The organism is Pedobacter albus (genome assembly GCF_036324255.1).
In the GTDB taxonomy this organism is placed as follows: Bacteria; Bacteroidota; Bacteroidia; order Sphingobacteriales; family Sphingobacteriaceae; genus Pedobacter; species Pedobacter albus.
Map to the genome: position 1 here is coordinate 1743673 of NZ_JAZDQT010000001.1, position 19358 is coordinate 1763030.

18 protein-coding genes are annotated in these 19358 nt (G+C 44.4%); 10 read left to right on the forward strand and 8 right to left on the reverse strand.

Annotated elements, in window-relative coordinates:
* Positions 1-133 precede the first annotated feature (133 nt).
* From VRU48_RS07155 to VRU48_RS07175, 5 genes are all read right to left on the reverse strand, one after another.
* Positions 134-1747: a RagB/SusD family nutrient uptake outer membrane protein gene (locus VRU48_RS07155; protein WP_330107235.1), complete on the reverse strand. Its 1614-nt coding sequence runs from the start codon at positions 1745-1747 to the stop codon at positions 134-136.
* 11 nt (positions 1748-1758) lie between these two features.
* Positions 1759-5037 carry a SusC/RagA family TonB-linked outer membrane protein gene (locus tag VRU48_RS07160; protein WP_330107236.1) on the reverse strand — a complete coding sequence of 1093 codons (3279 nt, stop codon included), beginning with the start codon at positions 5035-5037 and terminating at the stop codon, positions 1759-1761.
* Between the two features lie 195 nt (positions 5038-5232).
* On the reverse strand, positions 5233-6402 hold the full coding sequence (locus VRU48_RS07165; RefSeq protein ID WP_330107237.1) for a FecR family protein: 1170 nt from the start codon (positions 6400-6402) through the stop codon (positions 5233-5235).
* A gap of 111 nt (positions 6403-6513) precedes the next feature.
* The gene (locus VRU48_RS07170; RefSeq protein ID WP_330107238.1) at positions 6514-7122 is read right to left on the reverse strand and encodes an RNA polymerase sigma factor; all 609 of its coding nucleotides are present in this window, start codon (positions 7120-7122) and stop codon (positions 6514-6516) included.
* Positions 7123-7356: 234 nt separating this feature from the next.
* Positions 7357-7884 (reverse strand): hypothetical protein, encoded by a 528-nt coding sequence (locus VRU48_RS07175; RefSeq protein WP_330107239.1) that lies wholly within the window; start codon positions 7882-7884, stop codon positions 7357-7359.
* Between the two features lie 97 nt (positions 7885-7981).
* On the opposite strand from VRU48_RS07175, the gene VRU48_RS07180 reads away from it, so the two are divergent.
* Together VRU48_RS07180 and VRU48_RS07185 are read left to right on the forward strand one after the other, a co-directional pair.
* Positions 7982-8203, forward strand: a complete 222-nt coding sequence (locus VRU48_RS07180; RefSeq protein ID WP_330107240.1) for a YdeI/OmpD-associated family protein — start codon at positions 7982-7984, stop codon at positions 8201-8203.
* 38 nt (positions 8204-8241) lie between these two features.
* A complete protein-coding gene (locus VRU48_RS07185) occupies positions 8242-8886 on the forward strand; it encodes a DNA-3-methyladenine glycosylase family protein (RefSeq protein WP_330107241.1) in 645 nt (214 codons plus the stop codon).
* Here the strand turns inward: VRU48_RS07185 and VRU48_RS07190 are convergent.
* A complete protein-coding gene (locus VRU48_RS07190) occupies positions 8873-9490 on the reverse strand; it encodes a short chain dehydrogenase (protein ID WP_330107242.1) in 618 nt (205 codons plus the stop codon). The two genes, VRU48_RS07185 and VRU48_RS07190, sit on opposite strands and share 14 nt — an antisense overlap.
* 201 nt (positions 9491-9691) lie before the next feature.
* Here VRU48_RS07190 and VRU48_RS07195 point away from each other — a divergent pair, with 201 nt between their 5' ends.
* The 4 genes from VRU48_RS07195 (at position 9692) to VRU48_RS07210 (ending at position 13251) form a co-directional block, all read left to right on the forward strand.
* On the forward strand, positions 9692-10867 hold the full coding sequence (locus tag VRU48_RS07195) for a glycoside hydrolase family 88 protein (RefSeq protein ID WP_330107243.1): 1176 nt from the start codon (positions 9692-9694) through the stop codon (positions 10865-10867).
* A 10-nt stretch (positions 10868-10877) separates the two neighbouring features.
* Positions 10878-12110, forward strand: a complete 1233-nt coding sequence (locus tag VRU48_RS07200) for a DUF2264 domain-containing protein (protein WP_330107244.1) — start codon at positions 10878-10880, stop codon at positions 12108-12110.
* Between the two features lie 89 nt (positions 12111-12199).
* Complete coding sequence (locus VRU48_RS07205; RefSeq protein ID WP_330107245.1) at positions 12200-12904, forward strand: SMUG2 DNA glycosylase family protein; 705 nt, start codon at positions 12200-12202, stop codon at positions 12902-12904.
* Positions 12901-13251 (forward strand): DUF488 domain-containing protein, encoded by a 351-nt coding sequence (locus VRU48_RS07210; RefSeq protein WP_330107246.1) that lies wholly within the window; start codon positions 12901-12903, stop codon positions 13249-13251. Before VRU48_RS07205 ends, VRU48_RS07210 begins: the two co-directional genes overlap by 4 nt.
* Positions 13252-13354: 103 nt before the next feature.
* On the opposite strand, the gene VRU48_RS07215 is transcribed toward VRU48_RS07210, so the two are convergent.
* Complete coding sequence (locus VRU48_RS07215) at positions 13355-14122, reverse strand: hypothetical protein (protein ID WP_330107247.1); 768 nt, start codon at positions 14120-14122, stop codon at positions 13355-13357.
* 351 nt (positions 14123-14473) lie between these two features.
* On the reverse strand, positions 14474-15142 hold the full coding sequence (locus VRU48_RS07220) for a response regulator transcription factor (protein WP_330107248.1): 669 nt from the start codon (positions 15140-15142) through the stop codon (positions 14474-14476).
* Positions 15143-15239: 97 nt separating this feature from the next.
* Here VRU48_RS07220 and VRU48_RS07225 point away from each other — a divergent pair, with 97 nt between their 5' ends.
* The 4 genes from VRU48_RS07225 (at position 15240) to VRU48_RS07240 (ending at position 19214) form a co-directional block, all read left to right on the forward strand.
* Positions 15240-15650, forward strand: a complete 411-nt coding sequence (locus VRU48_RS07225) for a hypothetical protein (RefSeq protein ID WP_330107249.1) — start codon at positions 15240-15242, stop codon at positions 15648-15650.
* The gene (locus VRU48_RS07230; protein ID WP_330107250.1) at positions 15647-16291 is read left to right on the forward strand and encodes a hypothetical protein; all 645 of its coding nucleotides are present in this window, start codon (positions 15647-15649) and stop codon (positions 16289-16291) included. The genes VRU48_RS07225 and VRU48_RS07230 overlap by 4 nt, the downstream gene beginning before the upstream one ends.
* On the forward strand, positions 16281-17087 hold the full coding sequence (locus VRU48_RS07235) for a sensor histidine kinase (protein ID WP_330107251.1): 807 nt from the start codon (positions 16281-16283) through the stop codon (positions 17085-17087). Before VRU48_RS07230 ends, VRU48_RS07235 begins: the two co-directional genes overlap by 11 nt.
* A gap of 165 nt (positions 17088-17252) precedes the next feature.
* The gene (locus VRU48_RS07240) at positions 17253-19214 is read left to right on the forward strand and encodes a glycoside hydrolase family 97 protein (protein ID WP_330107252.1); all 1962 of its coding nucleotides are present in this window, start codon (positions 17253-17255) and stop codon (positions 19212-19214) included.
* Positions 19215-19358 lie beyond the last annotated feature (144 nt).

Genomic DNA, 19358 nt, shown 5'->3' on the forward strand with positions numbered 1-19358 from the left:
AATCTACCGATTAATGTGTTATTAACCGGTAGATTAAACTAGCTATTTATTTCTCGGGCTAAAGCCCGGTTTTATTTTCGAAAATAACCAATAGGTTTGAGGTTTCCATGGTTTTCTTCATTCTTCTCTTCGGTTAAGGCTTTTTATCCCACCATAATTTGGTACCTCCATTATCTGGGCCACCCAACAAAGCAACGGCTTTCAGCACTTCGGCATTGTTGCTTTTATACTCATCGGGCGAGAATGGCACCCTTCTGATTTGTTTCTGGGTATCGATCAAACCGCCACTCAAATTGTTCACTACCGGGAATATTTTGGGGTAGCCTGTACGCCTAAATTCGGTCCATGCTTCTTGTCCGTCGGGGAAAATGGCAATCCATTTTTGGGTAATGATTTTTTCCAGTTTCACTTCGTCGCTGGCAGATTCATCCCATTTCACGGTGGTCTTGCTCAACAAAGTCGAATTGGCAGGTACATCGTTCGCGGTATTGTTTGCTGGGTCTTTGTAAGCCGCTTGTGTACCGGTATTGTTGGCAATGTAGGCATCTACCCCACTCGCCCCCGACTGCTCAAAAGAAAGCTTGATGCCTTGTTCGTAAAACGATTGTGCGGTTCCGCCCATATTCCAGCCCCAAAAAGCACCTTCGGCACGCAAAAACGCGACTTCGGCTGCGCACATGTACTGCACGGGAGAGCTTTCTTTTAAGGTGGTAGACGAAGATTTCAAGTAGCCATCGGGTTTGTTGCCCGCAATCGAAATTCCGTTTCTGATCCCTCGGTAATCGCCAGGAGTAATTTTCGACACCTGAAAATATTTGGTCAGGCGGTTATCGTTGTAGCCTTTCAAAATCGATTCGATCGAGGCATTCATACGGCAATCGTCGTAAGCCTGATCGGCCACCCACAAACCATTCGAAGTAGCCACCCCTTTGCCGGCCACCACAAGTGCATTATCGGCATTCGTAGCTAACAGGCCATAACTGTTGTTAACGGCCTCTTCTGCCTTGGTACGCGCCAGGCTTTTATTGGCGTAAACAATACGCATGGCCAAACGCAGTTTCAGCGAGTTGGCAAATTTTATCCATTGCTTGTAATCACCATTGTAAACCAAGTCGAATTTGGCCAAGGAATTATCGGTCGGGTTTTTCGCCACATAATCGCTCAGCACTTTAATGGCATTGTCCAGATCCTGAAAAAAGGCATTGTAAACGGTCTGCTGATCATCATAAGGCGTAGTTAGGGTGTTTACGCCAAATTTGGTATACGGAATGGGGCCATAGGTATCGGTTATGCGGTGCATGCCTTCTACTTTAAGGATATCGGCAACGGCCACTACCTGCGGCGCATTGGCTGCGCGACTTTTGATTTCCTTCCAGCTGCCCATAATGCCACTGTAGGCAATCTGAAAAGCCCAGATATTCCAATTTTTGGCCACAAAATCGTAAACCGTGGTATTGGGACCGCCAAAACCGCCCGGGGTGGCAAAATAGCCCGAATACATATCGGCAGTTAAATTCTGTTGCACCTGGTATTTCCAGTTGTCTTGGGGTTTGCAGTAAAAAACGTTGACTTGCATGGTGGGGATGAAGGAACCCGCCCCCAAGTTGTCTTTCAACAGATCGGCACTTGTTAAACCATTTGGATTGGTATTGTATTCGTCGAATTTTTTGGTACAAGCACTTAATAACGCTACAAGAAGCACCGCACAAACCGGTACTAGCCTGAATGTTTTATTGATATATTTCATGTTTCTTGATATTATAAGGTAAACTTTAAACTAAATCCGATGCTTCTCAAACTTGGCACCGAGAAATCTTCATAACCCTGAAAGTTGTTTCCGGTTAGGGTAATTACTTCAGGATCGAAAGGAGCCTTGTTGTAAATCATCCAAAGGTTTCTGCCGATAACAGAAAGCTGGATGCCCTGGATTTTGTTGTTGAACACTTTGGCCGGAATGGTATAGCCAAACGACAACTCGCGCAAACGGATATTGGTTGCACTGTACACGTAAGGTGTATATTCTGACGAAATACGGCCATAGTAATCTTTGGTGATATCGGTACCGCCAAAGCTCAAGCCACCACTGTTGCGGGTATCGGCCGTTCTTTGCGACATGCCAAATTGGTCGAGTACTTTTTCGGTGTTAGACACCACGTTGCCTCCAAAACGTCCGTCGAGCAAGAAACTTAGGCTGAAGTTTTTATACTTGAAACCGTTGTTAAAACTCAACAGGTATTTCGGGTTGACATTACCCACCACAATCAGGTTATTCGAATATTGTGGCAAACCTTTATTATCCAGCAGGAGATTGCCACTGGCATCGCGTAGGTAATCTTTTACCTGGATATCGCCATAAGAGCTGCCTTCCAGGATAACCGAACTGCCATTGAGGCTTAAGCTGGTTACATGTACCTGTTGTCCGGTAGCTGGATCAATGGTGTTCAACAAATCGACCACCTTGTTGCGGTTAAAAGAGAAGTTAACCGTTGGCATCCATTTAAAGTCGCCGAAGGTTGCATTGTAGCCCAACGAAGTTTCCATACCCTGGTTGCGTACCTTGCCTGCATTGTAATCGATGTAAGAATAGCCCGTAGAAGGCGCAGCCGGCAAGCGGAAGAACTGATTATAGGTATTGGTGTTGTAGTAAGTTGCGGTAAGCGTCAATTTGTTATTGAAGAACCTCAAATCGGCACCAATTTCGAACGATTTAGATCTTTCGGGCTTCAACTCGTTGCCCAGCGACTTACCAGTATTCAGCGAAATACCGCCACTTGAAATGACATAGGTTGGATTGCCTGCATAAGCATATTGCGAAGGAATAGCATTACCAACTTCGGCATAAGACAGCCTCAATTTGGCAAAAGATATGGCTTCAGGCATTTTGGTCATTTCGCTGATCACCGCACTTAAGCCTACAGCAGGATAGAAAAACGACTTCGGCAACGACGAATTCCAATCGTTGCGGGCGGTAACATCTAAATATAAATAGTTCTTGTAGCCCAAGGTTCCGGTAAAAAACACAGCCTGATTCTGTTCGCGGTACACCGGCCTTGGATCTGAACCGTACGGAGCCGGATTGATTTTTAAGGCACTCGGGTCAATGTTGTATAAACTGAAGAAATTGGGAACCTTAAACGGATCTAAAGGACCGCCAATATCGGTAGTCCGCATTTTGGTGTTTAAAATACTGCTGCCCAAGGTTGCGTTCAGGCTAAACTGGTTAAATGTTTTAACAAAGTTGAGCAACAAATCGGCATAAGTTTGGCTATTCAAGGCATCCCGCTCGTTGTACTTTCCGTTGTTGCTGTTGTCGGTAAGCACCGGTATGGTGGTGGCGTACAGCTTGGTTGTTCCAAAATCGGTGGTGCGGTCTATTCTTGCCCGTCCTTGCAGGTTAAGGTAGCTGGTAAAGTTGTATTTGGCGGTAACGGTTCCCATTATCCTGTTTCTTTCGGTTTGGAACAGGTTTCGGTTGGCTACCCAATACGGGTTTTGGAGGGCGATGCCACTCGGATCGTATGGCCAGTTTTGCACATAGATATTCCTGGCCGAATTAAACACCTCGAAGTTTTTGTACTGATCAAAATTGGCCGAGGCACTTGGGAAAAGGTATACACCGGTTAAAGGATTGTAATATTGGCCCTGACCTGGCATGTTTTGCGATTTTTGGTAGGTATAGGCAATATTGGCATCCAAACTCAGTTTGTTTTCAAAAAAAGAAGTGGTATTGCGGTAAGAAAAATTATATCGGTCTAGTTTATTGTTGGGGATAATACCATCGGCATTGGTAGCCGCAGCCGAGAAATAAGACTGGTTCTTCTCTGTTCCTCCGGCTATAGACAAGGCATTGATATAGGTTTTGCCGGTATTGAAAAAATCTTTGGGATCATAGCTACTCGAAGCCGAAGCCTTGGCACCCCAACCGTTAAATCCATTGTCGGCAGCACCATAAGAAGTTTGCACTTTAGGCAATACAAAAGGCTGATCAAAAGTAACGTTCGAGCTATAATTGATGGTGGCCTTGCCTGCCTTTCCTTTTTTGGTGGTGATGAGGATAACGCCATTAGAGGCGGCACCGCCATATAGCGCCGAAGCAGAGGCACCACTCAATACGCTAATTTCGTCAATATCGTCGGGGTTGAGGTTAGCAATGCCATCGCCACTGTCTGAAAGCTGAAAACCATCGCTGGTGCTCGTACCGCTTAGGCTTGGCAAAGGAACGCCATCAACCACATAAAGGGCATTGTTGTTTCCGTTAATGGATTTATTGCCACGCAACACAGCTTTGGTAGAACCCCCTGGTGCCGAAGAATGCGTTAAGGTTAAGCCGGCCACTTTACCCGATAGACTGTTTACAAAACTTGGATCTGGAACCTTGGTCAGTTCCTCGCCTTTTACCTGTTGCACGTTGTAGGTAAGCGCATTGGTAGACCGCTTAATACCCAAAGCGGTAACCACAACCTGGGCCAAAGTGCTTTTTTCTTCTTTCAGCACCACAATTAGCGCAGTGGCCGAACTGATGGTAAGTTCCTGTTTTTCGAAGCCTATGGAAGAAAAAACCAATACATCGCCAATGTTGGCATCAATGGCAAAAGCGCCCTTATCATCAGTACTTACCGTTTTGCTGGTGGCCTTGTTCTGTACCGAAACATTGGGTATGCCCACACCGACCGTATCTTTCACCAAGCCACTAATCTTCAGCAGCGGTACCATCTTAATGGTTGAAAGCACCGACGAGCGCTTGTTCTGCTGCTCGGCAATGATTACCATGTTATCCTGAATTTTATAAGACAGCGATTGGTTGGCAAAACAAAGCTCAAGCGCCTCTTTAAGCGATACGTTGGTGCATTTAACACTTACCGGTTTCGCTTTTTTAAGACTGTACACATTGTACAGAAAATCGGTGCCGGTTTGCTTTTTAATATTTTGGAGTACCTTGACCAAGGTGGTATTCTTTTCGTCGAGTGAGATCTGCGCATGCACACTAGCGCTTAGCCGAAACAGGAATACAGTCATTAAAATCGTAGTGAGTTTCATAATACGAACGATTTTTTTAGCGATACAATTGAAGCCCGCATTTCGAGTGGGATAAAATTTCATATATTTGGTTTTAGTTTATTTCATTGATTTATTTGTTTCGCAGCATTTTAAAAAGACGAGATCAAACTATGGCCAGGGGGAGGTCGAAGCACCTCTGGCTTTTTTTGGCCTATCTTTTATGAAAAGGTAACATCAATCCATAACGATAACCCTCCTTCCTTCTATTTTAAAGCTGATGGTGTTGGTATTGGCAATGGTATTGAGCAGGGTTTCGATATTGCCATATCTGGAAATGGTTCCGGCAAAAACTTTTTCCCTCATATCGCCTTTATACACAATTTCTACATCGTACCAACGCGCCACTTTGCGCATAATGCTTTCTATAGGTTCGTCAACAAAAGCAAAACGGCCATTTTTCCAGGCCGCGGCGGCATCCGCATCAACGGCCACTACATTGAGCTGGTTCTGGCTCAATACGGCTTGCTGGCCCGGTTTCAGAATTTCGTCGGCATGGTTTGGCGTAGTCACCCGTACAAGGCCTTCCAATAGCGTGGTTTTGATATTGCCCTCATCGGCATAGGCATTTACGTTAAAGTGGGTACCCATTACTTGTACTTCTTGTCCTGCCGACAATACCTTAAACGGATGGGCTTTATCTTTGGCTACCTCAAAATAGGCTTCGCCGGTTAATTCTACCTTGCGCTCTTTGGCGCCCGTAAAGCTTAGCGGATATTTGAGGCTGGTGGCGGCGTTGAGCCATACCTTGGTGCCATCGGGCAGGTGGATCTGGTATTGGCCGCCCTTGGGCGTTTCGATGGTGTTGTAAAGGGCAAAGCTTTGGGTTTGGTGCTGGTCTTTTATTTCGTAGCGCAACTGTCCGTCGGCGGTTTTGGTAATCTCTATGCCCGCCTCTTTGGCCAGCGCCCCATTAACCGCATGGGTCAGGTCAATTTTGGCCCCGTTGGCCAAGGTAAGCATGGCCTTGTTGCCCCCAGGCATAATCGGGCTATTGGCTACCTGTTCTTGCTTTTTTAAGTTCGAAGAAGAAAAATAGGTCCACAACCCAACCGAAGCGCACAATACAATAACTGCCGCAGCAACATAACGATAGATTGCGAATTGGGGTCTTAATTTTACAGGATTTGGATTGCCGATTCTTCCTTTGATGTTTTCAAACACCTCTTCTACCATCATATCCAACTGGCTGTTCGATTGGTAGGTCTGGCTCAGCTGCTTCTTGATATTTCTTTTGAGGGCCGTTTCGTCATTGCCCTCAGCAAAATATTTCAACAGGTACTCCAATTCCTGGGCACTGCATTCGTTCTTTGCGAATTTGGCAAACAGCAGATCGATTTGATCCATAAATATATTTGGTTAATAACTACTAATACGTTTTAGTAAGCCCGAACAACTAGTCTAATCGACAGAAATTCTTAAAAAAGAGATAAACAACTGATAATCAGGCTTAAAAATTTATTTCACCCGATCAAAAAGGGCAACTACGGCCAAGGCTAAGGCCAGATCGCCGTGTTCGTAGAGAAAATTCCTTACCGCCTTTGAAGATTTGACGATATGGTTATTGACGGTAGAAACAGAAATCCCCAAACGCTCGCTGATTTCCTTATGGCTTAAGCCCTCTATTTTAGACAGTTGGTATACCTGTCTGCTTTGTGGCGACAGGGCTTCGATAGCCTGATTGAGGCAGGCATTTTTTTCTTTAAAGCTCAGCAGTTCTTCTGTATGGCTATAACTTTCTATGGTATTGGCAATCAGCTCCTGGGTTAATTTCTTGTCTAGCGCTACCTTTCGCAGGTAATCGTACACCCTATTTTTGGCTATGGTAAACAAAAAAGACTTGAACGATTTTTCTACATCGATGCTTTCCCTTTTTTCCCAGACTTTCAAAAACAGGTCTTGTAGCAATTCTTTGGCAACCTCCTGGTCTTTCACCATGTGCATGATATTGCTGAGCAACATGCGGCTATACAAATCATAAAGCGAGCCAAAAGCGTTGCTATCCCCTTCCTTTAATTGCGAAAGAAGCAAAGATTGATCATCCCCTGTTTTTAGCGGTAAGCTCATAAACGAAGCCGTTAAGCGACAATAAATATATAATTAATGGGATGATAAATTATAGGAATTAAAGTTATAAAAAAATAAGCAAGCATTAATTTGAAATCAACACTGTAAAAACGGCTGGATTGAAGGCTTGTCGCCAATTTGCGCCCATCAGTCTAACAAAAAAGCCCCCCGTTTTACACAGGAGGCTTTTTAACCAAAGTTGTACCCTTGGGCCACCAACATTTTTAAATAAGTTTAATTAGGCAGTCTTTCTATAAATGCGATCGAAATTCCGTTAAAACAATCGTCTGCACAGTTATCTTCTACATAGCCACAAGAAGAAATCATGCCATTGTTCTTCGTTTCCAACGAAGTTTTGGCACCTTTTCTTTTCAATAGCCATACGGTTCTTGCCTTTTCGTATATCTGATCTAAAGTTAGCGTTGCTGCGCCATTAGCATGGGTATTTAAGCTACCCTCCTCCTCGATCCATTGCTCAACGACAACAATTTGTGGTGTTGGACCGCCACTTATATTCTTTGCCACATAAGCACGCTTAACTACTTTTCCATTTTTTACGGTGATGATGGTTTCTGTTGAATGGCCTGTCCACGATGCGGTATTAACCTGATACCGATAAGAATCATTAGTCGAGGATTTGAAGGCGGTGTAGGTTTTATAGCTGCGGGCAAAATCGCTTTCAAAGGCGATATCACTTTTTTTGCACGAAGCAAATAGCCCGGCCAGGAGCAATAAAACAAAAAAGTAGTGGTTTCTTTTCATAAAGCTTAGGTTTCCTTTAAGGTTGTTTTATTCCCATACGTAGCACAGGCGACTTTCGCTACAATTTGTCATCCCGAAATTAAAATTAACTTTGTGTATGCTTAAAAAAGGAGAACATATTGAAGGGATACCTGCCGAATTGCAAGCCCTTTTAAATCAGGATAGCGAGGCCAATACTTTTTTCGAAAGCCTGGCCAAGTCGTACAAACAAGGCTACTGCGATTGGGTAGGTTCGGCCAAACAGGAAGAAACCCGCAAAACCAGGGCAGCCAAAGCACTCATCATGTTGCAGAACAAGCAAAAAACCCTAAAAACCTAATTTGCTTTACCTAGCGAAAGCAATAACCGGCTCATTCCATGTTTCCAGCATTTAACGAAAGTAACTTCAAGGAAAGCTGCGAAAAGGTAGCTTCCATGGATCAAGACCTCGCACTAATAATCAGCGAGCACGGTTATCCACCCGTGTGGAACCGCCCAAATACTTTCGAATCGCTGGTGCATATCATTCTCGAGCAACAGGTATCGTTGGCCTCGGCATTGGCTACCTTGAATAAGCTACGCGAAAAAATAACTGTAGTAAGTCCGGAAAACGTACTGGCTTTGAGCGATGAGGAATTGAGGGCTTGTTATTTCAGCAGACAAAAAACGACCTATGTAAGGCATTTGGCCCAAGCTTTGGCAAAGGACGAGCTTAATTTGACCGAGCTGGAGGCTTTACCCGATGAGGAAGTTCGTCAAAAGCTATTGACCCTCAAAGGCATTGGCCACTGGACCATAGATGTGTACTTGATCTTTGTACTGAAACGCACCGATATCTTCCCCATTGGCGACCTGGCTGCCGTAAATGCGTTAAAAAGAATCAAAAAACTAGCCAAAAACACCACCCGCGAAACCCTTTTAGAACTTTCAACCCTGTGGCAACCGTACCGTACCATAGCCACCATGCTGTTGTGGCACTACTACCTTTCTTCGGCCAAGCCCAAACAGGTTAATACACCTTGATGACTTTGCCTGTAACGATGCCAAAAATAGAGTTCTCGTAGGCCCTAGCTACTTTCCAGCCTTCAACCGGAATAAAACCCGGAAAACTATCGTGATAGCCTTTTGACTCGGCAAGCACGGTTGGGCTGATGCAATTGATCCGGATGGCTCTCGGCAATTCGTAAGCAGCGGCTTTTACAAAACCTTCTACCCCGCTGTTAACCAACGAAGCAGCTACCCCACCCAAAATGGGTTCTTCAGACAAAATACCCGATATCAAGGTAAAAGAACCGCCATCGGCAATATAGGGCAAAGCCGCGCGTACCAAGTTGATTTGCCCCATCAGTTTGTTGCCTATCGAAAAGGCGAGGTCTTCGTCTGTGAACTGCTCAACACCCTTAAAAACCACCGATCCCGACGCATTGGCAACCGCATCAAAGTGGCCTATTTTTGCAAAGAGTTCTTCCAGACTTCTTTTATCCTGGATATCGGCCTGAAAATCGCCCGAGGTTCTCGACACCTCGATTACTTGATGGCCTTTCTCGTTGATCCTTTTTACAACTTCTCGTCCGATAGTGCCATTGGCACCAACCACCACTATTTTTAGCTTACCGTTATTGCTCATGTTGTTCTTTTTTACAAAGCTCAACAAATTTTAGGCAAACTATGTTCAGATTTATGTCAGTAATGGTTGAAGTACTCGATAAGTCCATATCAGACAAACGTTTGCGTTAAACATCTTATTTCAATTTGCTCTATATTTGGTTTAGGCCTCGTCAAAAAACTACCTTGTTGAGGCTAAAAACCCAAATAAAACTACCTTTAAATGAAGAAACCAATTTTAATCGCCTTTCTGCTTCTCCTCTCCACCTTCGGTTTTGCGCAAACCGAAATGAAACAGCTGATCGAAGAACAATTCAACTTTGCCAAGCAGCAGTACAAAGTAATGGATAAGAATATTCCGCCAGGACTAACGCCACAAAGCTACGATGCCCAGAACAAAAAATTTATCGGGTATGGGGTTCAATGGTGGTGCAGCGGTTTTTACAGTGGCTCGCTTTGGTACATTTATGAACAGACCCAAGATGAGGAAACCAAAAAAAATGCAGAAAAAGCGCTCAAGCTATTAGAGCCAAACCAAACTTTTACGGGCAACCACGACTTGGGCTTTATGATGTTCTGTAGTTTCGGCAATGCCTACCGCTTAACCAAGGATCCGGCTTACAAAGCCATTATCGAGCGTTCGGCACAATCGTTGGCTACACGTTTCCGTCCGGCTATCGGCGCCATCCAAAGCTGGGACAAAAACAAGTACTGGCAATGCCCGGTTATCATAGACAACATGATGAATTTGGAAATGTTGAGCTGGGCCAGCGATAACGGTGGCGATCCGAAGTATAAGCAAATCGCCATCAAACATGCCAACACCACTTTAAAAAATCATTTCAGGCCAGATTTCAGCTCTTATCACGTCATCGATTACAACCCAAGCAATGGCAAGGTGCTTAAAAAGGCAACTTGGCAAGGCGCGGCCAACTGCTCGGCTTGGGCACGTGGCCAAGGTTGGGCCCTTTATGGCTACACCATGATGTACCGCTTTACCAAAAACCCTGCTTATTTGAAACAGGCCAATGGCATTGCACATTTTATATTGAACCATCCTAATTTGCCGGCCGATAAAATTCCTTACTGGGATTTTGATGCGGGCTTAATTCCTTATGCCAAACGCGATGCATCGGCAGGTGCTCTCATCGCCTCGGCATTGTTAGAGCTTGGCCAATACAGCACTAAAGACAAGGCCGAATACAAAAAAGCAGCCGAAACCATGCTGCGTTCGTTGGCTAGCGATGCCTACCGTGCCAAATTGGGCGAAAATGGCGGTTTCCTACTCATGCACAGCACCGGCGCACTGCCTTTGAACAGCGAAATAGATGTTCCTTTGGTTTACGCCGACTATTACTTTTTAGAGGCCTTGGCCAGGTATAAAAAATGGTACTTATAAAATTTAGCGAATGAAGAAATATACACTTTACCTGATGCTGCTCGTCCTTGCAGTGCCTGCTTGGGCGCAAAAAGGCAAAATAAAAGAAACCACCGGTGCACAAGACCGTGCCTTTTGGGTAAAAAGCCTTTATAAAATCTCGTATCCGGTTATCCATAACCTGGCCAACGGCACCTTAAAAGCCAACATGCCCTTAGAAAAAGGCAACAACTACAACCTCAACCTCAAGGCTGTTACCTATACTGAGGCCTTAGGCCGTACATTGGCCGGGATTGCACCTTGGCTCGAACTGCCAGACGATGATAGTGAGGAAGGCAAACTAAGAAAAGCCTTCAGGACCGAAACCTTAACCGCACTCAAAAATGCGGTTGACCCCCAAAATCCCGATTACCTGAACTTCAGAACCGAAGCCCAACCCATTGTAGATGCCGCCTATGTGGCACAGGCGTTTTTACGCGCGCCCAAAATGCTTTGGCAACAGTTAGACCCAACCACGCAAAAAAGATACATTGAAGAGTTTAAATCACTACGGACAAGAACCGGCGCCTATAACAATTGGTTGTTGTTTGCCGCCATTACCGAAGGCTTTTTATGGAATATTGGCGAGCAATACGATCCGGCAAGGCTCCGTTTTGGCATCAACAAGCTAAACGAGTGGTACGAAGGCGATGGCTGGTACAGCGATGGCTCCTCTTTCAGCATGGATTACTACAATTCGTTTGTAATCCACCCGATGATGGTCGACCTGCTCAAAAGCATGGTGGAAAAGAAAAGGGCTAGCGCCAACGATTACAACCGAGCGGTTGACCGCATGGCGAGGTATGCCAGCTTCCTGGAAAGAAGTATTGCACCCGATGGTACCTTTCCTGCCTTTGGCCGATCAATTACCTACCGCACCGCAGCTTTCCAGGCATTGGCACAAACAGCGCTGATGGAGAAACTGCCCGAAGGCGTAAACCCGAGCCAGGTTCGATGCGCATTGACCAAAGTATTTCACCTAATGTACGAAGGCAACCAAAATTTCGACAAAGACGGCTGGTTGGTACTGGGCTTTAACGGACATCAGCCAGAAGTAGCTGATGTGTATACCTCTACCGGAAGCTTGTACATGGCTAGCTTGGGCTTTTTAGCCTTGGGCCTGCCTGCCGACAATAAATTCTGGGCAGATCCGCCAGCACCATGGACATCACAAAAAGCCTGGTCTGGACAAACCTTGCCAAGAGATCACCGCATTGAAAACTAACCAAAAGCCCTCTAAACGGAGGGCTTTTTCATTTACGCTGATTTTATCTTTAAATTTAAGTCCCGTTAACCCGATAAATAGTTTAATCTATGACCTTTGCCGAAAAAGCCATCAATTTTAACCGCAACCTCAGCTATACCGGCAAGGCATTGCCCAAAGGAATCAGGATCATGAATCCCTTTCTCGAATTTGAACAGACCATGGGCATTATGGAATCTTTTTACCATAAGTATTATAACGATAATCGACAAAGACATTTGATTTTGGGCATTAATCCCAGCAGGTTGGGTGCTGGTTTAACCGGTATTCCTTTTACCGACCCTAAAAGGTTGGCCAGCGAACTCCACATCGGCTACACCGGACGCATTACGCACGAACCTTCCTCGGTATTCATGTACGAAATGATCAATGCCTATGGCGGTCCAACGGCCTTTTATGGCGATTTTTACATCAATTCGCCCTGCCCTTTGGGTTTTACTTCAGTTGATGCACAAGGCAAAGAAAAAAACTACAATTATTACGACAGCAAGGCACTTTTAGATGCCGTAGGCGATTATACGGTTGAAATATTGCATCGATTGATTTCGCTAGGCATCAATACCGATTTGTGTTTTTGCCTCGGGACCGGAAAAAACGAACAATACCTAAGTAAACTTAACCAAAAACATGGATTTTTCAAGAAACTGGTTGCCTTGGCACACCCAAGATTCATCATGCAATATAAATATCCAGCCAAGCAACAATACATTGATCATTACCTGGCCGAACTCGGCGCTATACACGATGAAATATGAACATCAAAACCAAAAGAATTTATGAAGCCCCAAGCACAGCCGATGGCTATCGTGTTTTGGTAGACCGGCTCTGGCCCCGTGGCCTCAAAAAAGAAGATGCCCAAATTGCACTTTGGCTCAAGGCTGTTGCTCCTTCCAACGAATTGAGGAAATGGTTTCACCACGAGGAAAGCAACTGGCCCATGTTTGTATTGCGCTATCGGGCAGAACTTCAAAACAACGAAGCCCTACAAGAGCTCAAAGAGCTGGCCGAGGCACATCAAACCATTACCCTGCTGTATGGCGCTAAAGACGAAGCCCACAACCAAGCCATCGTACTTAAACAATTACTCGAAGGCACAACATAACAGAGGCCCCCAACATCCATCGGGGGCCTTGCTTTTTTAAGACTTTAACCTATTGTTGTGTGTTAAAATCTAGGAGAGCTATTAAGGATAATTCTATTTTCGATTAAATAAAGGCTAACAGGTTGATGTTCTCTTTTTTTCTTCGGTACAGTTCTTTGATCATTTCGCTTTCTTTCATTCTTACCGCCCAAGCAGGCCTTAATTCGAAATGCGGAACCGCAGTGCTGTTTTTATTGGATGAGGCGCAGGTTAATCCAATCGATTCGCCCAGTTGCGCTACCTTGGCATACAATGGCGATTGGTCTTTAAAAATGAGTTCGCCGGTCGTGTTTCTTTCAAAAATGCCGATATCAAAGGCGAGGCCGAAATTGCAGCTCGAAAAATTGCTCTGCGCATCGATAAAAATATGTCGCGATAGCTGATGCTTTCTTTCTTTGGCTTTATTTTGATCCTCCACCTTTAATGAATTGATCAATCGGAGGCAAATGCCCTCATCCGCCGCAATGTGGATCAATTCTTTGGCAAACGGAACCACCTCTTTCGGCATTTTCTTCAAAATGGTTTCATTGTACAAATCTTCCTGCTGCTCTTGAGCCACCTCATATTGGTACTCTTCTAGGCTATCGGTGTTGGCTTCGCTACCAAAAATTGCTACATAAGCCCTATCCAACGTTTTTGCACTCGGTTTGCCCTCGGCTTCTATTTGTAGTTTTTGTTGTATCGCCTTAATCAATGCCGCCTGACCTGTTTCTGTGGGTAGCGCTTCAAACAATAGATCATAAATACCAATCCAAGTTTTAAGGCTAACAATGCCATCTACCTTAAGGCCAGCTTTGAGCTGTATGGCTTTAATTTTGTCTGAATTGTTCATTTTGGTCGAATATTTAACTTATACAATTGTCTGCTTTGGGCAACTCGCTGTTTTTGAACCAGGTAAAACGGCAAACGTTTGGAGTAGCATTGCAATGCTAAGTGAGCGCTTTTTTGGAAAAAATTCTAGCGTGGTTTTGCCCAAAAGGCCAATTGGGTAGATTTACGGAACAAACAGGTGTTTTTACCTAGAGGAGGATTCAGCTGGCAGTTGACAGTTTGCAGTTGATTATTCAACAACAATGAAACAATTTATCAATTCTCAGTTGGCAATTGGCAGTTAACTATTCAACAATAACCACAATTTAACCATTCAACAATGGCAACAATAGAAGCAATTAAACAATAAAAACTAACTAAAAAAATCCTCCAGGTCAATGAGGTGATGTTTGAGGGCATAAAGCACCAATCCGGCGGTATTGCGGCTGCCCGTTTTGAGCAAAAGATTGTTGCGGTGCCCCTCTACCGTACGGTTGCTCAAGAAAAGTCTTTCAGCAATTTCGCTGCTGCTCAGTTGCTTGCAAATCAGGCCCAGCACTTCGGTTTCGCGACCAGTGAGCTTGTTTTCCTGCTCTAAACTCACTACTTGTGCCTTTCTGACTACGCCTTTGCGCATAATTTCGAGCATGGGTAGGGTAAAATAGAAATCGTTTTTAAAAACTTCCCTAATGGCCTGCTCTACTTCTTCGGGCTCGGCATTTTTGGCCAAATAGCCGTTGGCACCGGCTTGTATAGTGGCCAAGATGAAATTTTCGGCCTCGTGTACGGTGAGGATAATGACCCTGATGCTCGGATATTTTTCCTTTAGGATTTTTAAGGTTTCCAGACCATTCAATTCGGGCATCGAAAGATCAAGTACAATGATATCCGGCTTAACCGTTGCCTGTTCGCAAAGCTCCAATAGCTCCCTCCCATTTTCGGCCTCAAAAAGCATGCTCATTTGGGCAAAAGAGCCGATTAGCGCGGCCATTCCTTTCCTAAAAAGCTTCTGATCGTCGGCTATGGCAACATTAATATTCATTGTCGGAAATTTTAGGCTGAAAGTAGAAAAAAATTACTCAAAACCCTTATTTTTTTTAATTTCGGGGAAATTAATTTATTTAAAGCTCAGTTAAATTATGAATTCTACAATTAACACCCCAACCATTCCCCTGCGCGACGCTCAACTTAGGATTGAACGTTACAGAAAACAATTATCGGCCTATGTTCCTCAAGAAAACCTGCCTTGCGCCATCTTGATTCCGATCGACGATCTTTTGGCGATTATTAAGCAATACGAAACGGTTGACGAGGAAGGAAACATTACCAATAAGCTAAGGGGTGTTCGTGCCTATTTTGCCGTTAAAGCCAGCGACCAAGAATTGCCAGACGACATTACCGCGCTTATCGTACCTGTTGATTTACAAGGAAACGACGTGGTGGTTAACCCCGACAAACTAGGCGGCGTTGACGACACCGAGATCTACGACTTTACCAAACCATGTCCTACCGAATGCGACGTTAAGAGCCCATTGTACGACCTTCCATGATCTCATTCAAGTACCTGTTTTATACGATCATCGTTCCGGGAAGCATCTTAATACCGCTTTTGGTATTTGTGCCGAGGTACAAAACTGCAAAAAAAGAAGAACGATTGTTGTTTTTTTACCTGATTACCGCAGGCCTTATCAACCTGGTAGCCATTATTTTAAGCTTGTACGGCATGCCTAACCTGCCTTTGCTGCATTTGTATACCATTATGGAGGCTGCGTTTTTATTGGGTTATTTTCAGCTGATCTTTAAAGAACCATTCATCAAAAAAGCCATTGGCCTGATTATGGTCCTATTTCCGATCCTCTGTATACTCAATTTCAGTTTTTTGCAGAGCTTATTTACTTTTAATACCTATACAAGACCTTTAGAAGCGATATTGATTACCTTCTTTTGTTTGTTGTATCTCTATAAAAGTGGGTTTGCCGAAGATTGGACAAAACAGTCAACAAGCTGGTTTAATGCGGGGATTTTAATCTATTTCCCCGCTGCTTTTATCATTTTTATCCTTTCCAACTACATGCTGGCCAGTAAAAACGTAGCCATGAATACCATTGTATGGAATGTTCATGCCGCACTGGTATTGCTGATGTATGTAGTTTGGGCAAGGGGCTTTAGGTTAGCTGGCCATGGGCGATAACCTGTATATCCTCATTTTTTACAGCGTAATTGGCGTTTTGGTCATCGTTACGTTTTTTCTGGTGCTGTACATCCGCAACCAGAACGTAATCTGGCAACAGCGCAAACAATTTCAGGAAACTGAAATCCAGCAACAAAAGCAATTGCTCAATGCCGTTATCGAATCGCAGGAATCGGAACGCAAACGCATTGGACAAGACCTGCACGATGAAATTGGGGGCACCTTATCGGCTATGAAGCTGATGTTGGGTGCCCTTAAGCAACAGGGCCTCATTAGCGAAGACAATATCCTGCCCGTTAAGGAACTGATCGACAAAATGATCAAAGATGTACGCCACATCTCGCACGACCTTTCTCCTCCCGGATTGGCCATGTTTGGTTTGTACACCACCATAGAAGCCTTTGTATCGCTCATCAACAATACCGGCAAAATCGACATCGAAATTGAGCACGACCCTTATGTTGAAGAAAGGCTCTTGGCCGAAAGAACAGAACTGGCTCTGTTCAGGGTCATTACCCAACTCATTGCCAATTCGCTCAAACACGCCGAGGCCACCCACATCAACCTTTCGTTCAAACCTAGCGATACCACGCTCCAAATCGGCTACACCGACGATGGAAAAGGCTTTGACGTGGCTATTTTAAACGAAAGAAAAGGTATAGGCATGCAAAATATTGTGAGCCGCCTGCAAATGGTTGATGCCGTTTATACCCTCGAAACAAGCCCGGGCAAAGGCTTTAAAATGGTCATCAACTGTCCATTAGACAAAGAAGCCGAAACTGCAATGGCCCTTTAGCCTGCTTTTCCAAGAGAACAAGCCCAGCTACTCCCCCCAAAAACTTACCAATCCAAAAATTACAGGACTTTCTACATAAAAAAGCACCTATTCTTTTCATTATTTTGATATTTCGACCTAACTTACGCAACAAAACCTATTAAAATCTCTTACATCCTACCCAAAATGAAAAAATCTATCCTTTTTGCCTTGATGTTATTCCTCATCAAGCCCGTATTTGCCAAAGATTACGAACTCAGTTCTCCTAGCGGGAACAACAAAATCAAAATCAGTTGCGACAAACGCATTTCCTTCGTGGTATTTAACCAAGGAAGCCCAATCTTAACCACCGAGCAAATCGCCTTAGCGCTTAAAGATTTGGGCGTTTTGGGCCAAGACCCCAAAGTAGCCAGGGAAATCAGAACCAAGGCCAATACCAGCATCAATGTTGAGGTGCCGGTAAAATTCAAAACCATTACCGACGAATACAATCAGCTTGAATTGGTGTTTAAAGGCAATTACAGCATTATTTTCAGGGCCTACAATAATGGCGTGGCCTATCGTTTTGTAACCAGCCTTAAAAACGACAAGGTTTTTGTAAACAACGAAAACATTGCCTTTCAGGTAAACGATGCCCAGAATACCATTTGGCCTTTTGAAGGATCAAAACATGCCAATTTGTTTCTCTCTCATTTCGAATACTCTTTTAAACCGCAAAAATATACGGCTATTGACAGCGCGCAGGTTGGACTGCCTACTTATTTTACGGCAAAAAACGGGGCCAAAATCGTTTTTACCGAATCAGATCTTTTCGATTATCCCAATCTTTTCATCAAGAAAAAAGAAAATATAACCGGTGTTTTTCCGCATGTGATTTTAGAACAGCAAAAAGTGGGCGACCGCAGCATCAAAATCTTAAAGGAAGCCGATTACATTGCCGAAACCAATGGCACAAGAGCCTTTCCTTGGCGACTTTGGATGATCAACGACAACGATGCGGGCCTCCTTACCAACACCTTGGTTTACCAATTGGCCACTCCATCAAAAATCAAGGATGCCAGCTGGATCAAACCGGGCAAGGTAGCCTGGGACTGGTGGAACGACAACAACATTTATGGTGTCGACTTTAAATCGGGCATCAACACCGAAACCTATAAATATTATATCGACTTTGCTTCGAAATACGGCCTCGAATACATTATGCTCGATGAAGGCTGGACCAAAAACACACAGGATATCCTCCACTCCAACCCCAACATCGATATTCCGGAATTGGTGGCCTATGGCAAAAAGAAAAACGTAGGCGTGTTGCTTTGGGTATTGTGGAATCCGCTGAACGAAAAAATGGACGAAGTTTTAGACCTCTACAAAAACTGGGGCATCAAAGGCATCAAGGTCGATTTTATGACCAGGGCCGAGCAATACATGGTTAATTTTTACACACGTACCGCCGAAGCCTGTGCCAAAAGAAACCTCATGGTCGATTTTCATGGCGCTTATAAACCAACCGGATTGCACCGCACCTACCCTAACGTCATTTCATACGAAGGCGTGCATGGGCTGGAAAACAACAAATGGGAAGCCACCGTTACGCCCGAGCATGATGCCTTGTTGCCTTTTACAAGGATGATGGCCGGTCCGATGGATTACACGCCAGGTGCCATGCGCAATGCCATTAAGGCTAATTTTAATGCCGTGTACAGCCAACCCATGAGCATGGGCACCCGTGCGCACCAAACGGCTTTATACGTTTTGTTCGAAAGTCCCCTGCAAATGCTGGCCGATAACCCATCAAACTATCAGCAAGACGAAAAATATACGCGCTACCTGGCACAATTCCCTTCTATCTGGGACGACACCAAAGTGCTTTATGCCGATGCGGGAAAAGCAGTAGTTGTGGCCAGAAAACTCGGCAACAAATGGTATTTGGGTGGCATCACCAACTGGAATACTTTTGCCCAGGATTTTAAGCTCGACTTTTTGGGCAAAGGAAAATTCAGCATCGAATTGCTAGAAGATGGCATCAATGCCAATAAAATGGCCGAAGATTATAAAATCACTCAAAAACAAGTGGATGCTACTAGCGTATTGCCAGTTAAGATGGCTCAAGGCGGCGGCTTTACGGCTATTCTAAGCCCAAGCAATTAAGCATAAACTTTCCAAACCTATTCAAAAGCCCTCCATTCGAGGGCTTTTTTGTTTCCAAATGCCATAAAAATCTGAAGCGTATCCATCCTGATTTTGGCAACGATGCGCAAAGGCTGATCAAGAAATTGTCTTTTCACAACTTTA